The organism is Anabaena sp. CS-542/02, from assembly GCF_028331085.1.
Taxonomy (GTDB): Bacteria; Cyanobacteriota; Cyanobacteriia; order Cyanobacteriales; family Nostocaceae; genus Anabaenopsis; species Anabaenopsis arnoldii.
In genome coordinates, this window is record NZ_JAQMTM010000143.1 from 22,209 (window position 1) to 46,036 (window position 23,828).

The 23,828-nt window shown below is 39.9% G+C and carries 25 protein-coding genes; 5 read left to right on the forward strand and 20 right to left on the reverse strand.

Features of this window, described 5'->3' with window-relative positions; genetic code table 11:
- Positions 1-9 precede the first annotated feature (9 nt).
- The 4 genes from PN447_RS15050 to PN447_RS15065 all read right to left on the reverse strand — a co-directional run bounded on the left by PN447_RS15050 (position 10) and on the right by PN447_RS15065 (position 3,354).
- Positions 10-897 carry a hypothetical protein gene (locus tag PN447_RS15050; protein WP_271763837.1) on the reverse strand — a complete coding sequence of 296 codons (888 nt, stop codon included), beginning with the start codon at positions 895-897 and terminating at the stop codon, positions 10-12.
- A gap of 9 nt (positions 898-906) precedes the next feature.
- Positions 907-1,419, reverse strand: a complete 513-nt coding sequence (locus PN447_RS15055) for a hypothetical protein (protein WP_271763838.1) — start codon at positions 1,417-1,419, stop codon at positions 907-909.
- 17 nt (positions 1,420-1,436) lie between these two features.
- The gene (locus PN447_RS15060; RefSeq protein WP_271763839.1) at positions 1,437-2,090 is read right to left on the reverse strand and encodes a class I SAM-dependent methyltransferase; all 654 of its coding nucleotides are present in this window, start codon (positions 2,088-2,090) and stop codon (positions 1,437-1,439) included.
- 127 nt (positions 2,091-2,217) lie between these two features.
- The gene (locus PN447_RS15065; RefSeq protein ID WP_271763840.1) at positions 2,218-3,354 is read right to left on the reverse strand and encodes a cob(I)yrinic acid a,c-diamide adenosyltransferase; all 1,137 of its coding nucleotides are present in this window, start codon (positions 3,352-3,354) and stop codon (positions 2,218-2,220) included.
- A gap of 246 nt (positions 3,355-3,600) precedes the next feature.
- On the opposite strand from PN447_RS15065, the gene fraC reads away from it, so the two are divergent.
- Both fraC and fraD read left to right on the forward strand, forming a co-directional pair.
- Complete coding sequence (fraC, locus tag PN447_RS15070; RefSeq protein WP_271763841.1) at positions 3,601-4,146, forward strand: filament integrity protein FraC; 546 nt, start codon at positions 3,601-3,603, stop codon at positions 4,144-4,146.
- Positions 4,147-4,191: 45 nt separating this feature from the next.
- Positions 4,192-5,235: a septal junction protein FraD gene (gene fraD / locus PN447_RS15075; RefSeq protein WP_271763842.1), complete on the forward strand. Its 1,044-nt coding sequence runs from the start codon at positions 4,192-4,194 to the stop codon at positions 5,233-5,235.
- Between the two features lie 23 nt (positions 5,236-5,258).
- Here the strand turns inward: fraD and PN447_RS15080 are convergent, their stop codons facing one another.
- Positions 5,259-6,140 (reverse strand): carbohydrate ABC transporter permease, encoded by an 882-nt coding sequence (locus tag PN447_RS15080; protein WP_271763843.1) that lies wholly within the window; start codon positions 6,138-6,140, stop codon positions 5,259-5,261.
- 24 nt (positions 6,141-6,164) lie between these two features.
- On the opposite strand from PN447_RS15080, the gene purN reads away from it, so the two are divergent.
- Entirely contained in the window at positions 6,165-6,806 is a 642-nt protein-coding gene (purN, locus tag PN447_RS15085; RefSeq protein ID WP_271763844.1) for a phosphoribosylglycinamide formyltransferase, read from the forward strand.
- Between the two features lie 87 nt (positions 6,807-6,893).
- Here the strand turns inward: purN and PN447_RS15090 are convergent, their stop codons facing one another.
- From PN447_RS15090 to PN447_RS15115, 6 genes are all read right to left on the reverse strand, one after another.
- Entirely contained in the window at positions 6,894-7,490 is a 597-nt protein-coding gene (locus PN447_RS15090; protein WP_271763845.1) for a CPBP family intramembrane glutamic endopeptidase, read from the reverse strand.
- Entirely contained in the window at positions 7,483-8,559 is a 1,077-nt protein-coding gene (locus tag PN447_RS15095) for a DUF3326 domain-containing protein (protein ID WP_271763846.1), read from the reverse strand. Before PN447_RS15095 ends, PN447_RS15090 begins: the two co-directional genes overlap by 8 nt.
- The gene (locus tag PN447_RS15100) at positions 8,556-8,744 is read right to left on the reverse strand and encodes a hypothetical protein (protein ID WP_271732676.1); all 189 of its coding nucleotides are present in this window, start codon (positions 8,742-8,744) and stop codon (positions 8,556-8,558) included. The genes PN447_RS15095 and PN447_RS15100 overlap by 4 nt, the downstream gene beginning before the upstream one ends.
- 99 nt (positions 8,745-8,843) lie before the next feature.
- The gene (locus PN447_RS15105) at positions 8,844-9,164 is read right to left on the reverse strand and encodes a 2Fe-2S iron-sulfur cluster-binding protein (RefSeq protein WP_271763847.1); all 321 of its coding nucleotides are present in this window, start codon (positions 9,162-9,164) and stop codon (positions 8,844-8,846) included.
- Between the two features lie 456 nt (positions 9,165-9,620).
- A complete protein-coding gene (locus tag PN447_RS15110; RefSeq protein WP_271763848.1) occupies positions 9,621-10,508 on the reverse strand; it encodes a hypothetical protein in 888 nt (295 codons plus the stop codon).
- Between the two features lie 5 nt (positions 10,509-10,513).
- Positions 10,514-11,545, reverse strand: a complete 1,032-nt coding sequence (locus PN447_RS15115; protein WP_271763849.1) for a DGQHR domain-containing protein — start codon at positions 11,543-11,545, stop codon at positions 10,514-10,516.
- 203 nt (positions 11,546-11,748) lie between these two features.
- Here PN447_RS15115 and acnB point away from each other — a divergent pair, with 203 nt between their 5' ends.
- Positions 11,749-14,358 (forward strand): bifunctional aconitate hydratase 2/2-methylisocitrate dehydratase, encoded by a 2,610-nt coding sequence (gene acnB / locus PN447_RS15120; protein WP_271763862.1) that lies wholly within the window; start codon positions 11,749-11,751, stop codon positions 14,356-14,358.
- A gap of 131 nt (positions 14,359-14,489) precedes the next feature.
- On the opposite strand, the gene PN447_RS15125 is transcribed toward acnB, so the two are convergent.
- The 3 genes from PN447_RS15125 to PN447_RS15135 form a co-directional block, all read right to left on the reverse strand.
- Positions 14,490-16,325: an AAA family ATPase gene (locus PN447_RS15125; protein WP_271763850.1), complete on the reverse strand. Its 1,836-nt coding sequence runs from the start codon at positions 16,323-16,325 to the stop codon at positions 14,490-14,492.
- Between the two features lie 70 nt (positions 16,326-16,395).
- A complete protein-coding gene (locus PN447_RS15130) occupies positions 16,396-18,279 on the reverse strand; it encodes an ArsA family ATPase (protein WP_271763851.1) in 1,884 nt (627 codons plus the stop codon).
- Between the two features lie 42 nt (positions 18,280-18,321).
- Entirely contained in the window at positions 18,322-19,002 is a 681-nt protein-coding gene (locus PN447_RS15135; RefSeq protein WP_271763852.1) for a GvpL/GvpF family gas vesicle protein, read from the reverse strand.
- Positions 19,003-19,303: 301 nt separating this feature from the next.
- Between PN447_RS15135 and PN447_RS15140 the strand changes: the two genes are divergently transcribed.
- Complete coding sequence (locus tag PN447_RS15140) at positions 19,304-19,600, forward strand: hypothetical protein (RefSeq protein ID WP_271763853.1); 297 nt, start codon at positions 19,304-19,306, stop codon at positions 19,598-19,600.
- Positions 19,601-19,657: 57 nt separating this feature from the next.
- Here the strand turns inward: PN447_RS15140 and PN447_RS15145 are convergent, their stop codons facing one another.
- The 6 genes from PN447_RS15145 to gvpC all read right to left on the reverse strand — a co-directional run.
- Positions 19,658-19,957, reverse strand: a complete 300-nt coding sequence (locus PN447_RS15145) for a gas vesicle protein GvpG (RefSeq protein WP_006197963.1) — start codon at positions 19,955-19,957, stop codon at positions 19,658-19,660.
- A gap of 80 nt (positions 19,958-20,037) precedes the next feature.
- The gene (locus PN447_RS15150) at positions 20,038-20,778 is read right to left on the reverse strand and encodes a GvpL/GvpF family gas vesicle protein (protein ID WP_271763854.1); all 741 of its coding nucleotides are present in this window, start codon (positions 20,776-20,778) and stop codon (positions 20,038-20,040) included.
- Between the two features lie 44 nt (positions 20,779-20,822).
- Positions 20,823-21,287 carry a gas vesicle protein K gene (locus PN447_RS15155; RefSeq protein WP_271763855.1) on the reverse strand — a complete coding sequence of 155 codons (465 nt, stop codon included), beginning with the start codon at positions 21,285-21,287 and terminating at the stop codon, positions 20,823-20,825.
- Between the two features lie 148 nt (positions 21,288-21,435).
- Positions 21,436-21,855 (reverse strand): gas vesicle protein, encoded by a 420-nt coding sequence (locus tag PN447_RS15160; RefSeq protein WP_271763856.1) that lies wholly within the window; start codon positions 21,853-21,855, stop codon positions 21,436-21,438.
- A 148-nt stretch (positions 21,856-22,003) separates the two neighbouring features.
- A complete protein-coding gene (gene gvpN / locus PN447_RS15165) occupies positions 22,004-22,984 on the reverse strand; it encodes a gas vesicle protein GvpN (RefSeq protein WP_271763857.1) in 981 nt (326 codons plus the stop codon).
- Between the two features lie 581 nt (positions 22,985-23,565).
- A partial coding sequence (gvpC, locus tag PN447_RS15170; protein ID WP_271763858.1) for a gas vesicle protein GvpC occupies positions 23,566-23,828 on the reverse strand: 263 nt, incomplete at its 5' end.

Consider the following 23,828-nt stretch of genomic DNA (forward strand, 5'->3'; position numbering starts at 1 on the left):
TGGAATGGGTTAAATCTCGGCTACAGCGCGGGAAATCAATCGTCTTGCCAAGGTTTGAGTACCTGTGTGTTCATAGTAATTGGTAGCTACATCTAGAAAAGCTGCCAGATAATCTAACTTATCATCGGCCAGTTGCACAAAATTTTGCAAATTGCCAACTATTGTTTGTGGCGTTAAATTATTTTGGGTAACTAACCCACCCATCCAACCTTTAACGGAGTCAAAGCTTTCGCCAATGAAGTTTAACTTACTACCAACATTGTTACCGGGAATCGCATCTTGAATACCTTGGAAAGTCGAGTTTTGCGCTAATTCCTGGGGATTCATTTGATTGAGTGCAGATAATGCTTTGTAAATGAAGTCTGGACCTAGGGGTAATAACCCATCGACACAAACTAAAGCTACCATGCGAATCAGGGACTCACCAGCATACTCACCCAAAGAAGCGACAAAATCGCCGATGCTGTCCCCCGGAATCCCATTAATTTGGCAGAATGCTACTAACTCTACTACTAATTTTAGGCACAAATCAATAGTTTGGGCTTTATCGGCTTTGGGGGTGATCTTGTTTAAAAAACCCAACAGAGGTATTTTTTCACCGACCTTGTTAGCTAATGCTGCTGTACCTAGGGCTGTATCTGTCCTGTCCACAGTTTGATAAAGCCACATAGCCCGTTGGTATCCTTGGGATCTGTCATTGTACAGGTATATCGCCCTTTCCCCAATTTGTTGAATTAAATCTTCATCAGTTTCCCCAGTCACATTTTTAATGGTATTGACAAACCCCACAGTATTTTGCCACTCACCAGGAACTACAAAATCTAGGGAATTTAACATGGAAACCGTTAACCCGCTAGTTGGAAGTTCATCAACTAACTCAAAAATTGGTTTGTTCACAAAAATCTCCTAGTTCAATTTAGCTAGACCATCAAGATTAAATTTCTCTATCCAATCTGCGCGATCGCTGGCGGTAAATGATGGATCGCGGGATAATACTTTTACTTGGTAACGATTATTTATCAATATTGCTGTTTGAGTCTGGCCAATTTCCCGCCCGGGATAACCAGCAATTGTCATAGTGCTATTAGAGTAGCTGGCCGCTGTTGCTGGTGTGCTGCTGGTGTCAGAAATAGCTAACATAGCTACATCTTGACCATCTTTCTTTAATTTAGCTTCAGCAAAACCTTTTTTCTCCTGGGTAAATACTCTTTGGTAACCATCACTAGGTACGGGAAAGAATTTATTAAATTCTCCCCCTTGAGTAGCAGTTTCTAGAACTGCTTGACCTCGTTTTTGCTGAGTACTTTCCTGCTGTACCTGGTCAAAACGTCCGGGTTCTGCGGGAGTACAGGCTGTCGCTAGTATTAATACTGATATTAACAACCCAGCAAAAATTTTAGACACGCGAGGGAAATTCATTGTTTGTTCCTGATGTTTCAAATTTCAGCAATGCGGTGTGCTATGACAGCATAAAATGGATCTCCACCACCAGCACCTAACCACTGTAAAAAATCTGGCACTGTGGATTTATTCACAATTACCTCTGGAACTGTAAATCCCGGTACTGAGGTGAAGTACTGCTTCACTAATTCAACCCTAGCGGGTTCGGAAGCATCTCGCCAAGCTTGAATCGCTTTTTGAAAAAACATCCGGTTAGAAAAGCTGATAATTGCTACACCACTAGGTTTAAGGATACGATAAATTTCTGAAAATATGGCCTCTGGATATTGTATATATTGCACAGAAACACAATTGAGAACCGCATCAAAACTTTGGTCTGGTAGGGGTAGTTGGGGATGCTGATTCAAATTTTGGACAAAGTAATGATTTAAACGACGATTACGTGCTAATTCCTCGGCGTTGAGTCCATGTCCCTCAATATGGCTAAATTCCATCTCTGCTGGTAGGTGGGATACCCAACTGCTCATCATGTCCAATATACGCGTGTCAGGGCGCAGGCGATCGCGATATAAATCCGTTAGCTGTTGAATAAATCCCTCATCTACATGGGTGACGAAGCGGGGATAGTCGTAAAATACCTGGTCGTCTGTGTTGTCTAATTTTTGCCTTTCTTCGGGTTTGAGGAGCATAATGACCCTATTTTTTACCTTTCTTAGTGGTAAATACCGTAGTAAACATCATTAACATACCACCCAACAGAATAGCGATCGCAACTCCTCCGGTGATTAAATCCAGTAAATTGCTGTTCTCCATGACTTAAAAATCTACCCCCCGCTTTAGTTCTACACCTTGATTCGCATAATGTTTGTGACAGTATACCTCAGAGTGAACGCTAGCTAAATCAAAGTAGGCGGGTTGTTGTTGACAGCGACCAGTAATAATAACCTCGGTATCCCGGGGTTTGCGAAGTAATGCTTGAACTATGGGTTCAACCGGAAGTAATTCTAGGTCTACTGTGGGGTTAAGTTCATCAAGAATGATGGTTTTGTAGAGTCCCGAAGCGATGGCGGTTTTAGCAATTTCCCATCCTCTTTCTGCTTCTACATAGTCCAATTCCTGGCGAGAATTGCGCCACACGATTGCATCTCGACCGCAGCGTTGATGATCTACTACTTCTGGATATGATTGCTGTAAAGCTGCGATGGCCGAGTCTTCCGTGTAGCCACTTCCACCTTTGAGCCATTGCATAATTAATACACGTGTAGAGCCTGGGTGATTAATTCCCCTACCTATTGCCTGTAATGCTTTACCTAATGCGCTCGTAGATTTACCCTTGCCAGCGCCGGTATAAATTTCAATACCATCCAGAAAAAGTTCTTTGGCTATGGGGTGGTCTTGGGGTTTCATTTCCGAGTGTAAATCGGCAATATCAAGTAAAGCTTGGGGTGCAGCGCGTCCAGTAGCGATGATTTCTAATTCTTGGGGTTTAGATTTCAATGTCCGTACTACCTCATCCACCCCTAGTAAACCCAAATCTAAAACCGGGTTAATTTCATCTAATACTACAACGGAATATAAACCAGAGGCAATGGCTCCTTTGGCTACATCCCAACCCCGCGCCGCTTCTTCTCGGTCGAAAGAGATGATTTCCTCATGTCCAAAAAATTCGGCTCTCCCGGTGCGAACCTGATCAATTAAATGGGGAAAACCCCTCTGTAAAGCTGCGATCGCTCCGTCCTCGTCATAATCCCGTTCTGGCCCTTTTAAAAACCGCAACAGTAAAACGCGGCTGGAATCCCCCGGTGTATTGATTCCCAAGCCAATTGAGCGCAAAACTACCCCTAAAGCTGCTTGGGACTTACCTTTACCCACACCGTCGTAGATGTGAATTTGACCTGTGAGCCGTTCAGGACGCACTTGCGCTGTGCGAATACCGATGCCGTTCCTTGTCATTTCTTGAAAAGCTGTAACGTGGGAATATCCAAAATTTTACCATAACGCTGCTCTACTTATATTAAAGTACAATTTAATACTAACCACTCTTGTATGCCTGGTGATTCTTGCTGCATAGGTATTCCTACTTTATCCACTCTCAAATTGCATAGGACTTACCTACTCCAGAATAAATCAGGTTATACTGGCAGACCAGGATAACTACCGGATCATTGCCCTAATTACACCTATCCAAATCGATAATTTATGCTTGGACTTGAAAATCTCACAACTCCTAAAATCCTACCCCTCGGTGCAGTTTTGTTTGGATTTTTATTTTTACTAACCGCCATTCCTATAGAAGCATACGTTTTCAACCAAAGGCTAAAATTCGACAAAAAAACTAGTACTTTTTACGCCATATCTATAAATCTCCTTTCCAGTACTATTGGTTGGGTGATATTTTTTTTACTAGAACCAGTATTACCCATCAATTTAAAGTCAGAATTAATAAGTTACATATTTTTTAATACTTTTAGATCAGAAGCTAGTCAGGGCGTTCTTATTTTCACGGCTTTTACAATCTTCTTCTTTACCTTTTTCATGAAGTTCTTTCTTTTGAGGTTTCTCATACTCTCATTAAAAGAAGACTTGATAAATATCTATACAAAAACACAAGATAATAGTCGCTTAAAATGGCGGGTGACCAGCATTGCTAGATTACAAAATACAAATCTAGTTACCAGTATATTAATCGCGAACTCACTGAGTTACAGTGTCATTACCATCATTATATTTTTGAGCAGGAAGTAAAACTCAAGCAGTTGTATAATTTTGAACATATAAGAGGAGTGAAGGATGCAAACCTTATTTAAAGATGTTTTACTACTTTTTCAATTTATTGTCGGGATTTTTGAGGGAACTAGAAAGTTATTTGTGCCAAAGAAAGCTTATTCCTGGCAGACATTAATTTACTTGAGTTTTTATTCTTGGGGACTTTCACTGCTAGCTGTAGGTTATGTGCAAATTATAATTGCATTTTTAGGGTGGTTGTTTTTAATTGCTGGTACTGCCTGGTATACAACTGATGATCCTTTAAGAGTTCCTGGTACTTTTATGCCAGTGGGAGCAGTAATAACCGGGTTTTTAGTTAGTACTTTCGCCTTTGGTCATCCAGAGGATGTAATTACACCTAGAACTGTTGTTCTCTGGCCAACAATATCGGGAATAATTACAGCGATTCCAGAGTTTATTGAAGGTACAGAAACCAAGACTACAGCAAAAATTCCTAAACCAGAAGTTCGGGAAAAAATCATAGTTCTGGTGGCTAGTTGTATGTTAATTAGTTGCTGGATTCAGTTTTACTTTGTCATGGATAATTGGTTAACACAATATCCTACCCTACTGACAGATAATTTTGAGCGTAGTAGCTTTGTGGTGAGAATTGCAGAAGCAGAAACAACAGAAAAAAACCGGATACCAGAAAATGGTGTAAATATACTCGATGGTATACAAATAAAAGTAGAACAACAATTAAATAAAACACCTTGGTCACAAGTGGAAAGATGGTTACTAGATGCAACAAATGAAGTAAGCAACTTAGGTAATCAAGTCATCAATGAGAAACTAGGACAATATGAGGAAAGTAAATTATGGAGTACGGATGCGCGCGTAGCTAATATTCCATCTGGATATAGATTAGATTTACTCAGTATCTGGCTCGGACCTAGTTCAGACCCCAAGGGCTATTTTTTACAAAAATCTTGTCGGATTGAACCAATAGCAGTATCTACCAGAACTCCCGTGAGTCTCGGACAGGTAGAGGTAAAAAATACAGTTGCAGAAATTGAATGCGATCGCCTGAGTAAATTTATTGCGGATGAAGTACCAGCCAAGCGTTGAGGGAATGGGGTTTTGGCTGTGGTTTAATCATCCCCCCAAGTTCGTAACTGCAAATAAACGAACACCAAAGTAAAAGCTAACAATACTGTAGCTGCGGCTGCAGCGTAGCCAAAATCAAATTGAGCGAAAGCTTCTTGGTAAATGTAGTAAACCAACAAGTTAGTAGTATTGAGGGGACCACCGCCGGTAATTACATAAACCTGCTCAAAACTTCGCAATGTAAAAATTGCTGTAGTAACTATGGCAAATATTATAGTAGGTTGTAGTCCCGGTAGGGTAACGTGCCGGAACTGTTGCCAAGCATTAGCCCCATCTAGTTCTGCTGCTTCATAGCGACTGCGGGGGATTGCTTGCAACCCGGCTAAAAATACTACCATATTAAAACCGAGTTGTTTCCAGATACTCAAAATAATTAATACTGGCATAGCCCAAACTGTGCTACTTAACCAGGGAATGGGTACAATGCCCAGTAAGTCTAAAAATCCGTTGACGGGGCCAGTTGTTTGAAATAACCAGCGAAAACCTAAACCAGCGGCGACAAGAGAGATAATGGAAGGCAGAAAATAGGCACTCCTGAGCAGTCCCCGCAGCGCCAGGGATTTGTCTAATAGTACTGCTAGCCCCAAAGGAATAACTAAACTGGGAATGACCGTGGCAACGGTAAAATAAATTGTGTTACCTAAGACTTGCCAAAAATCTTGGGTCAGTAGCAAGCGCCAATAATTCCTTAAACCTACCCAAGTAGTACCTGCGGAGGTGAAACTACCAGCAGTAAAACTGAGGTAGAACAAATAAGCGATGGGCCAAATGATGAAGATGGTCAGTAAAATCAGGGCGGGAGACAAAAAAATCCAAGCCGCAAAGGTATCATTATCTAACCAGGACTTAGTATATGTTTTTGGCATTTATCATTTTTCCTCTTTGCTGTTATGACTCTTGGCCTTGATTCTACCTTTAGCCTGGTTGCTCCCAGTATTAGTAAACGCCTTTTATCACTCAGTCAGCCTTTAAAATTAGGGATTATGGCTTCTGGTAGTGGCAGTAATTTTGAAGCGATTGCCCAAGCGATCGCAGATGAGCAATTAAACGCTCAAATTGAGGTTTTAATTTATAATAACCCCTTAGCCAAAGCTGCCATACGGGCGGCTAATCGGGGGGTGGACGCTGTATTATTAAATCACCGTGACTACCGCAACCGCGAAGCATTTGATGGTGCAATTGTCAAGACTTTGCAGCAGTATGATATCGATTGGGTGATTATGGCTGGCTGGATGCGTTTGGTGACACCAGTGTTAATTGATGCTTTTACAGACAAAATTATTAATATTCACCCCAGTTTACTGCCTAGTTTTAAAGGCATTAATGCCGTAGAACAGGCTTTAGCATCTGGAGTAAAAATTACTGGCTGTACTGTACATTTAGTTTGTTTGGAAGTAGACAGTGGTCCGATATTAATCCAAGCCGCGGTGCCAGTATTACCTGAGGATACAGTGGAAACACTCCACGCTAGGATTCAAATTCAGGAACATATTATTTTACCACAGGCGATCGCACTGGCGGCGCAAAGGTAGGTAACTGGTACAAGCGCCACACGTAATATCTTAACTTAGGTCGAATTGAACCACAGATGAACACAGATAAATACTCATTTGAGTAGATTATGTTTGATCCATTTTGGTTTGGCGGAATTTCCAGAAAAAGCCAGAAATCCAATTTGTGATCATGTGGGCAATAATTGGCACTAACAAGTTACCAGTAAGCAAGGCGCTAAACCCCAGCATTAAGCCAATGATAGTTGCCCAAATTACATAGGGCCATTGTTGGGGTCCACTTAGATGTAAAATACCAAAGGCCAGACTAGATACAATTACGGCTACATTATCTAAGCCTAGGGCTGGTAGCATCACTCCCCGAAATAAAAGTTCTTCACTTAAGGCCGGGAGTAAGCCTAGCCAGATTAGGTCGGGTAAAGCTAAGGGCTTGATGACTATGTTGAGGTAATAGTCTGCGCTTTCACGGTAGGGAGGATAAATGCGATAAGCTAAAGCACTTAAGGCCGCGATGATTAAACCTAGCCCTAAGCCTAAGAGTAAATCTTTTGCTGACCAGTACCATCTTAATAAGTAAACATCGCCATAGGTTAACCACACTCTGGCGACTATCCACAACACAATTGCAGTCACCCCCATAGCTACTAATACTTGGGTGCGTGTTAAGTATGGAATTTCTGGTTCTTGATTTTGTTGTTCAACCACGATTTGTAATTACTGGCTTCAATGAGGATATTTCGGGACTGAGGGCGGCGGGATTGATGCCGGCTTTATGGGCTACTATTACACCTACTGCCTCTAAATATGAGTTTACCTGTATGGCTGTGATTCCTAAAGCTTGGGCAGGAACCTGGATCAGGGTTTGATTTTCTGCCACGGTAATAATTTGGCATGGCTTTTGATTTAAGCTGATTAAGGCACTACTACCACAAGCATTTGCAGGTACGATGGCTGCATCTACTTCATCAGCCCAAATATCATCTGGTAAAGATGTAGTTGGCTGTTTTTCTGTAATAAATTGGGGGGCGCGACTTAAACCCACAAGTACACATGGTAAAAAAGTATAACCTAATTCTTCGGCTGCAGAACGAGGTGATAAATAGGGGTCTGGGGGTGCGGTTGCTAAGGCTGGAGCGTGGGCGCAGGGTATTTGGAAGGTGCGCACGATTAAATGGCTAATTACTGCTTCCGCACCCGCTAAGGGGTCTACTCCTTTGCCATGACGGTAGTTTTGTACTGCTTCCTCATCCATGTCATCGGGGAAACGGGCGACAACGGCGATCGCTTCTGCGCCGGCTTTGTTAATTAATATTTCTGCCCCTCTGAGGAGACTGTCAGGGTTGCCAATAGTTCCCCAACTGGCTCCTGACTTAGATATCCGTAATTCTATTTTCAGTGGTGCGTCAGTAATTACATATTCTGTAAGGGTTAAACCCAGGGTAGCTCTGGCTGCATCGGCTGCTTGTAGGTGTCTGAGCCGTAACTCTGGTTCAATCCCTTGGTCTAAAAGTAACCCTATCTTATTATTACGCACGGGACGTAAACCCCAGCATCCAGAGGCGAATTTGTCAAGTCCGTAACCTTCCACATACAGGGTGTTGGGGAAGTTCCAATACAAACTTGCACCGTTGAGGACATTGGGGTGAGTGATGAGGCGATCGCACACCTGTGATATAACTCTAGCTACAGGTAAACCATCACCAGCATAACCGCCAATGGCTGCCCCCACCCCAGTAGGTATAATTAAAATTGCTGTATAGGGTCGTTGATTCACTCGACTGATGCACAGTCCAAAGTGACAACAGCTTCAACAACAGCTTTTTGCTGTGCTTGATCTACAGAAGTAATCGCCCAACGCAGGGGTTCACCTTGTTTTTGCAATTCCGCTGTAATTGCTGTTTCCAACTCAGTAGGAGTTGCTTGTAAATCAACTTCTGCGGTAATAAAATGGGTTGTCATTGTGCTAAATCTTTGATATTTCCAGTTTCTATAATAACTGATATCAGTTACCAGTTATCAAATAAGTTCATAGTACTGATAACTGATAACATAACTTATCTATTGGTCTTTACCAAATTGCAGCTGATAAACTATTTCTTCCTTTTCGGTTTCCACTTTCAAGTCAGAACGGGGATAAGCAACACATAGCAAGGCGTAACCTTGTTGTTGTAGTTCTGGACTCACGCCCATCCCATCTGTTTGATCTACGATTCCTTCAGTAATTTGACCAGCGCAAGTAGTACAAACTCCTGCATGACAAGAACTAGGCAAATCTAGACCAGCAGCATCGGCTACTGATAAGATTGTTTGATTTTCAGGAACTTGTAAAGTATGAGTTTTGCCTTGGTGGTGAATTTCAACGTTGTAAGTGTTGGACATATAGAAAATCAGGGGATGCAACGGACAAGTTATTTATTTTATCTGATAAATAGACTCACCGGACAACCAAAAAAAATTCAAAGGTTCCTATTGTAGTCTAGCGAATCCATCATCAGAGCCAGATTGATCATACCTCAAAGAACGAACTCGCCTCACACAAACCCAAATAAAAAAGTGATTTACGCTATAATTTTAACAAAATATGATAGAGTTCTTTATGAAGAAAGCATAAATTCGTCAACGGATCAAACAATATGTTAATCAACTGTCACCTGAAAGACTATTAGTGGCGGCTGATTTGTTGGCATATTTAGCAGAAAGAGAAGATAATCATGACACAGTGGAATCATTGATAATTTCTGGTTTTAAAGAATAATTTTCTAAAGCGAAAAACAATATAGAGTCAGGTAAGGTAATTTTTGTTGCCCAACTCAAACGAAAATATTAGTATTTTGATTAAACTTCATCTTTGTCTACAAGTTCTGAGTCAAAAATCAACCAGTTCTGAAATTCTCTCTGAATCCATTGGCTAACATGAGGATATTTTAGTTCAATAGCTTTTAATCTATTTTTCATGTTCCTTTGATAATAACTTTGATATTCTCTATTTCTGATAGCAATAATATTTAAAATATAAGTTAACATTCTTAATCTTGCCATAGCTAACTTTAAATTTTGGCGAGAATAATTAATTATTCTTGATTTTTGGTTATCTTGCTTAAATGGAGATATTTCATTTTCTTGAATAATTTTATTAAAATCTTGAACATCTAAATCTAGCTCATAAAAAGCATCAGGATAAATTTCGTAATTAATTTTATTTCTTATTTCAGATTCATTTCCTAATTCAAAAGGTTGAATTCCTATATTCCAAAACCTATCAATTCCACTACGACTTCTAAAATGCTTAAAGTTTTCAAAGAATCGTTGGAACTGTCTTTGATGTTCATCTGTTGAATTAGCAATAGCTTTTATATAGATATTTTTCTTGAGATAATCTTTACCATGACAATTTACAGACCTAGAGACCCAAGTTGTAAAGCTAAGTTGTGTTCTATTTAAACCTTGGACTAAAAAAAAGTTAGCATAATATGAAGTAACAAAACCCCAACTAAAATAGCCTTGTTTTATCAAATTGTCACTACTACAAATATTTAAAACTGCTTTGGATAAAAGTTTTTCAATATCCGTCAATATATAATTATTAACATCGGAAATTATAAATCCTGTTTCATAATCTTCTTTAGATTTATATAAATTAGTCAAATAGTCTTTAAAAGAGACTTTAGCATCACCATTACATTTAGTAAAAGCAATCGCAATTTCTTCAAAATTTAACGACACCCTTTCTAATCTCCAATCATCACCCCAAAATCTTCTCTAACGGCATTTTTGAGGCGGCTAACCATTATTTCACCGACTTTTTCTTGCGCCTTAAATCCTCCCCCACTTGGTAAGTTATCTCTATCAAATTTAAAATCTTGAATTAGTTGAAGGAGTTTAATTGTATTTTCAGTATTAAAAATTTGATTTTTTTGCACAACCAAATTAAAAATTTCATAAAATGCTTTCATGAGACCACCAAATCCAACTGTTTTTAAAATGTATGATTTAGGATCATCCCATTGATCCAAAAATACTGCTTTAACAGAACGGAAATAAATTTCAAAAGCTTTATATTGTTGTTCAAAACCTAAGTTAGCAAGTTTTCCTGTTCTGGGTTCTACATAATCCTTAGCTTGAGTAACAAATTCACTTAAAGATATCCCGATTCCTGCATCTCCTGTTCTTCTGATTAATTCATATAAAGGACTTTCGTCTGTTTCATTTAATCTAGTCGCAATTTCTGTTGCTCTTCTTTCTGCTGTAACTCCTTCTTCATCAAAATTTTGAATATCTCCTTCTAACAAATTAAGTAAGTCTAAATAAAGAGATGCAGGAACACCTTTTTGAGTTTTATTAATTTTGATAAAAAGTCGAGCCTGATCTTTAACAGATAATCCCAAAGTTGCAACTACCATTAATGGAAAGTCAGGGTCAGCGTCATAACAACCTTTGACTCGATGCTGACCATCTATAATCAGCCCTAGAGATCCTGTATTTTCTAAATTTAGTAAATTCTCATTTTCTATATAAGAAAATTTACCTTCATCAATGTTGACCAGAATTGAATTAGGTATAATACCTTGTTCTTGTTCAATATAATTTTTTATTTCTTTGATTCGGGGTTTAGAAAATGAGCGTTGGTATCCTAATGTTTTATCAGATATTCTGCGAGACACATCAAAACGCTCATAAATCATTTGAGCAGTAGTGATAAATAAAAGCATTTTTATATTGTTTTGAGTTACTTGAAATGCTGAGAGTTGTATATTGGACATAAATAGTACACTTGTTAATAACGCATATTCTTTATATTATATAACCAATCTTGTAATGTTGAGTTGATAATTTTGGTGAAATTATTGAAAAGGATTTAACAGTCATGCTTTCAGCCATCAGACTAAGGTAAACTTTTATAACCAAGATTTGCGGAAAAATATTTCATAATTAAGGGGAGAACATCCCAATGGAGAACACCAAAATGCTAGAACAATACCGTCATCATGTTGCGGAACGCGCCCAACTCGGTATTCCCCCTTTACCATTGGATGGGAAGCAAACCGCAGAACTTGGCGAATTGTTGCAAAATCCGCCAGCAGGTGAAGAAGACACATTATTACATTTATTGCGCGATCGCGTCCCCCCCGGTGTAGATGCAGCAGCTTATGTGAAAGCGGGATTTATCACAGCCATTGCTAAAGGCGAAATTACCAGTCCTTTAGTTTCCCCCATCGCCGCAGTAGAATTACTGGGAACTATGGTAGGAGGATACAATGTTCAATCCTTAATTGATTTACTGCAAATTACCGGAGATGAAGCGATCGCAGCCCACGCTGCTACTGCCCTGAGTAAAATTCTCTTGGTGTATGATGCCTTTCATGATGTTTTGGAATTATCCCAAAGTAATCCTTACGCCAAGCAGGTAATTGACTCCTGGGCTAATGCCGAATGGTTTACCAGTCGTGAGAAACTAGCAGAAGCGATTACGGTGACAGTATTTAAAGTCCCTGGGGAAACCAACACCGATGACCTATCCCCCGCCACCCACGCCACCACCCGCCCGGATATTCCCTTACACGCCTTAGCCATGCTAGAATCAAGGCAACCAGGGAGTTTAGAAACCATTGCCGAATTAAAGCAAAAAGGACATCCTGTGGCTTATGTGGGCGATGTGGTGGGTACTGGTTCCTCGCGCAAATCTGCCATTAACTCGGTATTGTGGCATTTAGGAAATGATATCCCCTATGTACCCAACAAACGCGCCGGGGGTTATATTTTAGGTAGTGCGATCGCACCGATTTTCTTTAACACTGCTGAAGATGCAGGTGCTTTGCCCATTCAATGCGATGTCAGCAACTTAGAAACCGGTATGGTAATTACCATCCATCCCTACAAAGGCGAAATTACCAACCAAGCAGGCCAAGTCATTTCCACCTTCACCCTCAAACCGGAAACCATCTTAGATGAAGTCCGCGCTGGTGGACGTATCCCCCTACTCATTGGGCGTACCCTCACCGACAAAACCCGGGAAGCCTTGGGTTTATCACCAAGCACTTTATTTATTCGTCCCCAACCACCCCATGATACGGGCAAAGGTTATACCCTCGCCCAGAAAATGGTGGGTAAAGCTTGCGGTTTACCCGGTGTCCGTCCGGGGACATCTTGCGAACCCCTGATGACTACCGTTGGTTCTCAGGATACCACAGGCCCCATGACCAGGGACGAATTAAAAGAACTAGCCTGTCTGGGTTTTAGTGCTGACCTAGTTATGCAGAGTTTCTGTCACACTGCGGCTTATCCCAAACCCGTAGACATTAAAACTCACCAAGAACTACCAGATTTCTTTGCCCAGCGTGGTGGTGTGGCCTTACGTCCTGGTGATGGTATTATTCACTCTTGGTTAAACCGGATGCTGTTACCTGACACCGTGGGAACAGGGGGCGACTCCCATACCCGCTTCCCCTTGGGTATTTCCTTCCCCGCAGGTTCTGGGTTAGTAGCCTTTGCGGGTGCGTTGGGTGTCATGCCCCTGGATATGCCAGAATCAGTATTAGTCAGGTTCAAAGGTGAATTACAACCGGGTATCACCTTACGGGATATTGTCAATGCTATTCCTTACGTGGCCATTCAAAAAGGTTTGCTGACCGTAGAAAAGAAAAACAAGAAAAACATCTTTTCTGGGCGCATTCTGGAAATGGAAGGCTTACCCAATTTGAAAGTAGAACAAGCCTTTGAACTTACCGATGCTTCCGCAGAACGTTCTTGTGCTGGTTGCACAATTAAGCTGAGTGTTGAGACAATTTCGGAATATCTGCGTTCTAATGTTACCCTGTTAAAGAATATGGTAGCTAGGGGTTACACCGATGCACGTACCATTATGCGCCGGGTGGCGAAAATGGAAGAATGGTTAGCTAACCCCACGCTCATGGAAGCTGATGGAGATGCAGAGTATGCAGAAATCATTGACATTGATTTGAATGAAATCACAGAACCCATTGTGGCTGCACCTAATGACCCTGATAATGTGAAATTATTATCAGAGGTTGCCAATGACCCGGTACAAGAAGTTTTTGTTGGTTCTTGTATGACCAATATCGGTCATTATCGCGCCACTGGTAAAGTGTTAGAAGGTGCAGGTGTTGTGAAAACTCGCCTCTGGATTTGTCCGCCTACCCGTATGGATGAACACCAACTCAAACAAGAGGGTGTGTATAACATCTTTGAAGGGGCGAATGCACGTACAGAAATGCCTGGATGTAGTTTATGTATGGGTAATCAGGCGCGAGTTGCAGATGGGACAACTGTTTTTTCAACCTCGACTCGTAACTTCAATAATCGCATGGGTAAAGATGCGCGAGTTTACCTTGGTTCTGCGGAGTTAGCCGCCGTTTGTGCGTTGCTGGGGCGCATTCCTACAGTGCCGGAATATTTAGATATTGTGGCAAAAAAGATTCATCCTTTTGCTGATGATTTGTATCGGTATTTGAACTTTGATCAAATTGCTGGTTTTGAGGATGAAGGGCGAGTTATTGCTGTGGAAGATATGCCCAAACTTGAGGATATTTTAGGTATGTCAGCAGCGACGAGGTAGATTATTAATTGGGGTGGGCGTTGCTCACCTGATGGTACAGGAGTCAAAAGATAGTTTTTTACCTCCTGTGCAGTTCTTTAAGCAGAGGGTTGGGGCAATTCATTTATTTATTGCCCCTGGCTAAGGTTGAATTAAACTGTACGTTGCTGGATTAAAGCTTCATAAGAAGCTTGGAAATCACCAACAGTAATCTTGATGGCAGAAGTATCTGTTTCACCTTGAGACCTAAAGCGGCGAATTGCTTCTACAGCGGCCTGATTGCAGAGTAATACTAAATCCGCACCATTCCAACCTTCTGTCACCTTAGCCCAGTGTTCCAAATCTACATTTAAAAGAGGTCTGCCTTGATTGTAAACTTGCAAAATCTTGCACCGACTATCTAAGTTCGGTAAATCTACTTTTAATTGTAAATCTAACCGCCCTGCCCGTAACAGAGCAGGATCTATGGCATCAGGACGATTTGTAGCCCCAATTACCAAAATATTTGCGCCAGTTCCTAAACCATCTAATTCCGTGAGTAATTGTCCTACTACCCGGTTACTGACTCCCGAATCACCGGTGTAAGTCCCCCGTGCTGGAGCTAATGTATCAAGTTCATCGATAAATATTACACAGGGATCTGCTTGTCGCGCCTTAGCAAATAACTCCCTAACTGCTTGTTCACTGGCTCCCACCCAACGGCTGAGTAAATCTGGTCCATTAATACCAATAAAGTTAGCTCGGGCTTGGGAAGCCACAGCCTTGGCTAATAATGTTTTCCCAGTACCCGGAGGACCCCACAAGAGTATTCCCTTGGGCGCTCTGGCTTTTGTTTCTTTGTAAAGTTCTGGGTACAACAAAGCCCCTTCCACAGATTCCCGCAAGGTCTGTTTTATGGTTTCCAAGCCACCAATATCTTCCCATTCCACATGAGGAACTTCAACTTCCATGCTACGAAGTACTGCTGGTTTGATTTCCTTAAGAGCCTGCAAGAAATCAGATTGCTGTACCGCGATATCTTCTGGAATTTGCATATCAATGGAAGGAACCTGACGCCGTAAAGCCGTGTATGCTGCTTTTTGACAGACAGCTTTTAAGTCAGCCCCCACAAATCCCACGGTGCGATCGGCAATAAACTCCAGATCAACTGAATCATCTAAGGGCATAGCACGAGTCAGGACTTGCAGAATTTCTTTGCGCCCATTGATATCTGGAACTCGAAACTGAATTTCTCTGTCGAATCTTCCAGGACGGCGTAGAGCTGGGTCAAGATGATCAGGGCGATTAGTAGCCCCCAGTAAAATCACCCCTTTGTTTTGGGAGAAACCATCCATGAGGCTCAATAGTTGGGCAACTAAACGCTTTTCTACTTCCCCTTCTACTGCACTACGGTCTGGGGCCAAGCTATCGATTTCGTCAATAAAGATAATACAGGGAGCATTTTTAGCAGCTTTTTCAAAAATAGCCCGCAGTTTTTGCTCTGCTTCACCATAATATTTGGTGATGACTTCAGGGCCAACAAGGGCAATGTAGTTAACCCCCAGTTCTTCAGCTAACGCACGGGCTGTGAGTGTTTTGCCAGTACCGGGAGGACCTACTAATAATACCCCATGTGTAGGTTCGAGTCCTAACTTAACTAGCAGGTCAGGGCGTTTTAAAGGAATAGCAATCAGTTCTTTGAGTTCTTTGAGTTCTTGGTTCAATCCCCCAATATCTTTGAGGGTTATACCTAAATTACCTTCAGGTTGTACATTTGGGTCAGATGCACCTGTATCACGTGCTGGGGAAGATGGGGTACGAATGGAAGTAGTACCAACATTACTAGTTGTATTATTATTAGTACGGGGAATGTTACCCGTTCTGGGAATACTGCTTAATGAACGTGAGTTAAACTGCACATCAGTTTTAATTTCTCCATTTTCCACTTTTTCTTCTAGAGTTTTCACCAACTCTATAAACTGCTCAAATCCCTTGAATAAATCACTCATAAAATTCCTCGAAAAATGAATTGAGAAAATATATCTTTTTAGGATATATACAGCTTAAATTTGATATTGATTAATCAAAGTCAAATAAAAGATTTGCAGCTGCTTGAATACGGGCAATTGGCTCTACTGATCTAGGTAAATTGGGTAAGCGGATGATTGTTTGTTCGGGAAATAAGCTGGAGTCAATTCCTATTTCTTGAGTATAGCGATTTTGCACTACATAACGTTGTTGGATTCCCATATCTTTCAGGGATGCTGTTAGGCGTATATGTTCAGATATAATCGCACCTTCTGCCTGAATTACTCCCACAAATTGCGTATGCTTTGGGTTTTTTAATTTCTTTTGGGCTTGGACAACTTGTTGACGTAAATTCCGCAACCGCCCAATTAAATCAAGTCTACCTAGAACGTTCTGGTATTTTATCCATAACTTAAATATCCACGATAACCAATCTCCTAAAGCAGATGGCATTGCCAAAAATTGTAGCAGATGACCTGTGGGAGCAGTATCTAAAATAATCAAGTCTTGCTGGTTACTATCCAATAAGTCCATAATAGTGATTAGGGACAGTATCTCATCAATACCTGGTAAAGCTTGAGACATAATTTGTCGCCAAGCTCCCGGAAGATAAGCAATATCTATTGTGCTATCAGTTTCTGTTCCTTCACCACTAATCATATCCGCTAATTCCCAAAGATAATCCGTACGAAACTGATCTAATATTTCATCAGCATCAATTTCTTGTCCGGTCAAATTAGTTGCCAATGATGAGGCTTGATGTCCCAATTTTTGTCCAAATGCATCGCCCAAGGAATGAGCAGGATCTATGGAAATTATCCGAATTTTTTGTTGAGGATGACGATTAGCTAAACCCCAGCCTAAAGCTCCTGCAACTGTTGTTTTACCAACTCCTCCTTTACCCCCCACAATAATTAGTTGACATCCTTCGGCTACAAAGTCACTGAAGCTTGGGAGGATTCTACTTGGCCACTGAATTGCTGGCGGGGCAGAAAGTTCGACGCTGTCAATTTTTTGAATTTGTCGTGCCAGGTCATCCAATGCCAAGGAACCTAATGGTTCTTTTGCTTGTTGTGGTACAATGAAAACGGGTTGATTGCCGGCAATTTTTAAGAATTTATCGGTCAAATTTTGTTGTTCTGCATAGCGGTCTAAATTTATATCGCTATCTGTGATGATGCGATTGATCACAATTCCGGTATAGTGAATCTTGAGAGTTTTTAAATTATCTAAAAATCTTTCAGTTTCTGCTAAACACATGGGTTCAGCAATTGTGACTACCAAGCAACCTGTAAATGTCTGATCTTGTAGCAGTCGTCTACCTTCTGCTAATTGAGATTTCATATCCTCCAGAAAATCATCTACTTCATCAGATTTATAGCTCCCTCTGAAACTCTCTGTGATCACACGATGTTTTTGTTGAAATAATTCAAAGGAATTTAAAATTACATCGAAGAAATCTTCTAATTGCAACAAATTTAATGTATGACCTGAAGGAGCCATATCAAGCACTATCCGGTCTACGGTTTTTTCTGAAAGTAGACGCTGAATTTCTAGCAATCCCATTAGTTCATTTAAGCCAGGCCAATTTAAATCCCAAACAGGGGCTAAATCTTCTCCGTCAGCTAAACTTCCTCGCTCAACTAGCAGTTCTAAGAATCGACTATATTTGGCCCTAAATTCCAGTAATAGTTTTTCAGCATCTAATGCTCGAACACTCAAATTAGGTAAATCTTCTACCTGTGAACCATCATCTGTGACTTTTGAAAGTAATATATCCCCTAAGGAATGTGCTGGGTCTGTAGAAAGTAACAAAATTTTTTCTTCTGGAAACTTTGTCGCCCAGTAGCGAGCAAAACTGCAAGAGATAGTAGTTTTACCAACTCCGCCTTTGCCGCTAAACATAACCAAGTTAAGTGAGTCGTACTGCTTCATAACAAATTTAAAAGAATTAGGAAAAGAATAAATAAACTTTAATTAAATAAAGTGGTAAGGAGGAAGAGAATCTCCTAACAATAAGTTCCAACGAGGACAAGCTTTTTGCCAATTTAAAGTTTGTTCTAAAAACAAATTTTTATCTTCAAGATTAACCAGCATATGAATGCTTACTTCTTGCTCTTTTTCTTTAACAACAACCGGATAATTATTGGTCGTGGTTATTAAATCAATGAGATACTCTTTTTCTGCTGCTTGTGCAATAATAAAGTCTTTTTGGTTTTGATACTGTTGCTTTTTAGCTAAAAAGTAATCTTTTCCCCTGGCCTTTACTGGTGCTACTTCCTCTAGTATTACAGGAATCAATTTCAAAGTAAATTCAGTTTTACCATGAATTTTTTGTAGCTGCTGGCGATATTTTTCGGTATTTGATTCTAGGTGAATTAGCAGATTTTTCTGACAATTAAAGCATATTCCAAACTGCACAGGTAAAACTGTAATCTGCTGGAAAAGCTCACAAATAACTCGGTCATGGCATAAAGCCATCTCGATAATTTTCTGCTCATTATCTTGGAATGACTCTAAAGATATTCCAGGCTCAACAATAGCCGAAAGATTAGTACTCTTAATCAGCACTACTTGACTAGCAGCACCTTGTGGTAAAATTAAGGGCAAGCTAGGTGTTTCTAAAAAGGCATAACTATAGAGGTTTTCTGATTCCATATACTGCACCTAGATAGTTGTATAATTTTAACTAATTCAGTTTCCGCTCCCACATTGTAAGAATATTAAATTATCATCCTCGATTTGGTAAAAATTATACCATATTTTTATATTTTTGGTGATCGTGCCAGATTTTGAAGACTTATAGAGTTAATTTAAACTATTGCTGAAAATATTTACATATTCTTGAAAGATTTACAATGACACCTTAGTTAGTTATAATTAATAATTAATAACAATTCAGACATTGTTCATGAAAAATACTCCTAAGCGTAGTGTTATCAGACCTAAGATTAGTACAATGCCTCGCAACAAAAACGAGGCATCCTGCCAACTGGAACTGTATCAAATGGTGACTGAAAAGGAACGTCTTCAAAGGGAACTATATTTCATCAGAGAGCGAACAAGTTTACTAAACAGGCGTTTAACTACCCTGAATCACCAAATAGAAGAAACCGAGAAAACGATTAAGAAACTCCGTCAAAATGATCCTGAGTTAACACATACTCAAGATATAGGCTCTCGAAAAAATATATATGTTGAGTCTATTGAATCGTTGCAATCTAAGAACTACAATGTTCTGGAAATTGAATATTAAGTCGGTCATATTGCCGAAAATTTGACAACTCCCGGTTGGATCTTGATCTAGTTAAGTCTATGCTCTCACCTGAGTTTGTTCTTCCAAGGCTTCGTATTCTTCAGATTCTGCTTCCAGTCGGGCTTCTTCTTCCAATTCTTGGAGTTTTAAAAGAATTTCTTCTTCTTGAGCGTCATACTCTTCTTCGGTAATATCGCCCATGTCTAGGGAAAGCTGCAGGGTCAATAATTGTTTGTTCAGGTTTTCTTGATCATCAAATTCGGTATTAGCACGCTCTTCAATTTTCTCTGCAATCCATACAACTCCATTAATTGGACCCATTATTGGAGATAGTAAAAGTTTCATCAGCATAGTCATAAATCCTTGGTAGTTGATATTGCATTTTTAAAGCTATTATTACATACAAGAGGGATGGTAATAAATAGCTGCAATTGGGTCTATGGTTCAGCCAGTTGTGCAAATGTGTAGGGAGCAGTGAAATTGTTGTAGCGAATACGTAGGCGATCGCCAAATTTCATATCAATTGCTTCTACGATTTCACCGAATTTAGATTCACTTTCCCAAGGAATCAAAAATGCGGTGTTGTAAATCATGTCCTCTGTCATAAGTTCACCCTCTATAACCTCTGTAGCTAAAGGATTTAGCTCATTAGAGAAAACTTCAATCACAGATTGTTTCCGAGCGGATAAATTACTTTCAATTAATTGTCCAATGTGAATCACCTCCTCTATACTTAATTTTCTACCTTCCATATTGTCACGCTCCTGTTTCAAAGCGAGATTAGATTCCATCATGGATTGCAATTCAGACTTGCTATCCCAAAAAATCTTAACGCTCACCTCTCTTTGTCCGGCCAGTTTTTGAAATAAGTTGTGCAATTGCTCTTTATATGGTTCGATGAGTTGTGTGGTTATTGCGTCCCAGTCTTTAATAACTAACCCGAACTGGAGAGGAAGAAGGACATGAAATCCTGCTTGCATTGTCTCCTCTAACACTTTTTCATGAGTTAATAAATTGCGTCGAGAAGCCAAATATTTCTCTTTAGATGCTTCTGAATATAAAAAAGTCAATCCATCAACCACTTGACTATAAACAGGTTTCCCGTCCAATCCTGCAATAGAAACAGAGCTAGGAATTATATCAGGGAAAATACCATACAAATAAAGACCAAAATTCATTAATTTAACCCATTGAGTTGGAACTTACAACTGATCACTTTTGATTACATTGTTTTGGCGGTCAAAACTAACCGTAACTTAGCATGAATCAGGTCTAGTTGAGCTAAACCGATATCTATCTCACCGTCTACAACAACTCCAGTATTTAAAAGCCGGTCTAATAACTCTACCACTGAAGCCTGATTGCTAGCTTCCCCTGGATAATAAGAACCAGAGGGAGGTAAAAGACTACCAAAATCTCCTAAATTTACATTGAGGTCTGATGGCTCAATTTCAAATATCTGACAAAAATCTAAAATTTGTGACTCTAACTTTTGCAAACTTTCCGCTGCTCGGTCTAAATCAGATTCACACAGCAACTCCTGTTCCATACGCCGAATTACTTGCGCTTCCATTAGCTGACGCAGCAATTCTAATACAGTCAATAATAAAGGAGCTAAACCTGCTTCGTTATTTTTAGAAGCCTTGGTTGGTAAATCCTTAAAGTCTTCCAATGGATTACAAACCATTTCTATAAATGTGACCTAAACTTTCGGTTTCTTTGAATGCAATTCAATCAGTCATTTTTCAATAGTTATTAACCGTCCCAGTCTGTTTGACTTTCGTTGGTTCAAACAGAAATTTTAACCAATTACTGATCTACTGGGAATCTCGTGATCAAATAATTTCCTGGTTACTTATATCCACATCATGTTGAATATTCTCTCCTAATGGAGTTTGATCTTGCATACTCGCAGACTTAAGTAACTTTATTTCGGATTCTAGACTCTCCAGGCGATTTTGAAGCTGTTGATTTTCTTCAATTAATCGTTGGGCTTTACTGCTCAGATAAGGGTCATTTTCCCACCAATTAATGCCCATTTCCTTGGCTTTATCAACGGAGGAAATTAACAAGCGAATGCGAATATGTAAAAGTTCAGTTGAGGCGATAGATACAGAAATATCGCCAGCAATAACAACACCCTTATCTAAGACTCTTTCGAGAATGTCCGCTAAGTTTGAGCTTTGAGTAGATGTGTTAATAGTTCGACTTGAGTTTGTCTGATGACGTGTTGGTAGTATGGGGGTAGAAGTCACGAATAATTCAACTCTTGAATAGTATAAAGACGATAATTTTGCTCACAAACAATTTGTGTTCCAAAGAACCAGAAGCATTTAGTATTAGATGCAATCTGGAGCTAAGTCTTTGAAAATTCTAGTTATTACTTGACTTTTTGGTATGAGTTTAGTGATTGTAAACTTCTTTATCAAAAAGATCAGCATTTTCTAAATCTGTCTTTGGCTGTGAAAGTTCTGTTTGGAAACTAGTCTGGCTAAGTAATTCAATTAAAATATTTGTCGCTTCGCTCATCGCTAAATTACTGCGGTTGCACAGAACATCGATAGCAATATCCTGAAAGTCTGGATTTTCTACTTCTGCTAGAATGTTATTGTCCGCACATACTTTAGCAATCATCAAACAAGACCGTAAACCTGAAGTTTTCTCTGCTTCTATAGCCAGACGAAACGATCTTACCAACTGCACTATTAAGTAAGCAGATTCTCGAGATATGTTTGTTTTCTGAATTAATATTTCGCATTGAGTTATCTCATCCGGTTCTGGCATATTAATAGTTACTAACCGATCCATCAAAGCATCTTGGGTTGAATGAACTCCACAGTACTCTTCGGGATTGGATGTAAATATAGCGCGAAATTTCGGATTAACGTGTAGATACTCTGGCTGATTACTACTAGGAGGTAGACTGAGAATTTTTTCTTCTAAAGCTGAAAGTAAGACGTTATTAACTTCGGGTCGTGAACGGTTAAATTCATCATAGACTAATGTAAAACCTTCGCGACAAGCCAAAGTCAGTCTAGAATCAACCCAGTTCTGTTGTAATTGGTCTTCTACTTTAACGACGTTGTGAATATAATTGTCCAGTAATTTCTTGCGGGTATAACCAGTTTCACTACCAATCAAATCCGAACTTTTAAATTCGTCATCGCCAAACAGTAACATTACTGGGCTCTCGAGACAGTGCGCTATGTGGAGTGCTAAAGTTGTTTTACCTGTTCCCGCAGGTCCTCGCAAGTGAACGGGAAACCCTGATTTGAGATAACGCAATGCTCTAGCTGCTACTTTCTCAATCGCAGGTGTCATGACAAATTGTCCTGGACGGACACGAATAACTGCTCTTTTGTGATTCGTATTGGTGATAGCCATAAATTGAAGCTGGTAATAAATTGAAGGTGTGTGAGACTATAGACTGAAAGATTTCAAGTGTTACTGTCAGTTGGGATTTGCCAAGGGACACTCTGCACTTTAAAGGTGTGTAGTGATATCAAATTTTTCTAGCGGTCTAGTTTTGCAAGTAGCAGGCTAGGTTTTGATTTTTTCTATTCACTTGATGATCTTAACATTTCTGACGCTAACTAAAACCAGGATTGGTGATCCAAATCCCAGTTATAAGTTGAGAAAGCATGGAACTATCTTTATATTCAATCAGGGGGAAATTAAGATGCGATTATTGATTTAATGTGATAGAGTTCCTCTCTATCCTACTATATAAAGGTAAATAAATCTAAAACTCTAGTTAAATAACACTATTGACTTTATGCCTCAACCAAGTATTGGAATTAGTGCGTTAGGGATACAGTCGCATCTTACTAACTAAAGTCTCGTAACACAAGTTTAATTTTATTAATTAACCCCTTGTATTAGCAGTTTTGCAACTGAAAGATAAAGGGGGTTTATTATTTAGCCCAATTGTGAAACAGATGAGATGTGTTTATTGCGAATCTTGATTAAAGTCCAGACCCACCAATAACACTCATAAACAAATCCTGACGGAATTGACGCAGTTCTGCTGCTTGGGCGTTGGCCTTAGCAAGACGTTCTTGAGCTGTGGTGGCTAAAAACTGCTCAGTTTCTTGCTGCAGGTTTTGTTGGAACTGATATAGTTCTGCTGCTTGGGCTTTTCCCTGAGCAATACGCTCTTTAGCTGTGGTGGCTAAAAACTGCTCAGTTTCTTGCTGTAGGTTTTGTTGGAACTGATATAGTTCTGCTG

Coding starts and splice junctions, on each gene's coding strand:
- PN447_RS15100 (WP_271732676.1), bottom strand. CDS start 8,744: ATGACAACCCATTTTATTACCGCAGAAGTTGATTTACAAGCAACTCCT.
- purN (WP_271763844.1), top strand. CDS start 6,165: ATGACTCTTGGCCTTGATTCTACCTTTAGCCTGGTTGCTCCCAGTATT.
- PN447_RS15135 (WP_271763852.1), bottom strand. CDS start 19,002: ATGGAATCAGAAAACCTCTATAGTTATGCCTTTTTAGAAACACCTAGC.
- gvpN (WP_271763857.1), bottom strand. CDS start 22,984: ATGGCTATCACCAATACGAATCACAAAAGAGCAGTTATTCGTGTCCGT.
- PN447_RS15065 (WP_271763840.1), bottom strand. CDS start 3,354: ATGACAAGGAACGGCATCGGTATTCGCACAGCGCAAGTGCGTCCTGAA.
- PN447_RS15150 (WP_271763854.1), bottom strand. CDS start 20,778: ATGAATTTTGGTCTTTATTTGTATGGTATTTTCCCTGATATAATTCCT.
- PN447_RS15080 (WP_271763843.1), bottom strand. CDS start 6,140: ATGCCAAAAACATATACTAAGTCCTGGTTAGATAATGATACCTTTGCG.
- fraD (WP_271763842.1), top strand. CDS start 4,192: ATGCAAACCTTATTTAAAGATGTTTTACTACTTTTTCAATTTATTGTC.
- PN447_RS15115 (WP_271763849.1), bottom strand. CDS start 11,545: ATGTCCAATATACAACTCTCAGCATTTCAAGTAACTCAAAACAATATA.
- acnB (WP_271763862.1), top strand. CDS start 11,749: ATGCTAGAACAATACCGTCATCATGTTGCGGAACGCGCCCAACTCGGT.
- PN447_RS15155 (WP_271763855.1), bottom strand. CDS start 21,287: ATGGTTTGTAATCCATTGGAAGACTTTAAGGATTTACCAACCAAGGCT.
- PN447_RS15130 (WP_271763851.1), bottom strand. CDS start 18,279: ATGAAGCAGTACGACTCACTTAACTTGGTTATGTTTAGCGGCAAAGGC.
- PN447_RS15055 (WP_271763838.1), bottom strand. CDS start 1,419: ATGAATTTCCCTCGCGTGTCTAAAATTTTTGCTGGGTTGTTAATATCA.
- PN447_RS15060 (WP_271763839.1), bottom strand. CDS start 2,090: ATGCTCCTCAAACCCGAAGAAAGGCAAAAATTAGACAACACAGACGAC.
- PN447_RS15140 (WP_271763853.1), top strand. CDS start 19,304: ATGCCTCGCAACAAAAACGAGGCATCCTGCCAACTGGAACTGTATCAA.
- fraC (WP_271763841.1), top strand. CDS start 3,601: ATGCTTGGACTTGAAAATCTCACAACTCCTAAAATCCTACCCCTCGGT.
- PN447_RS15145 (WP_006197963.1), bottom strand. CDS start 19,957: ATGACTATGCTGATGAAACTTTTACTATCTCCAATAATGGGTCCAATT.
- PN447_RS15105 (WP_271763847.1), bottom strand. CDS start 9,164: ATGTCCAACACTTACAACGTTGAAATTCACCACCAAGGCAAAACTCAT.
- PN447_RS15125 (WP_271763850.1), bottom strand. CDS start 16,325: ATGAGTGATTTATTCAAGGGATTTGAGCAGTTTATAGAGTTGGTGAAA.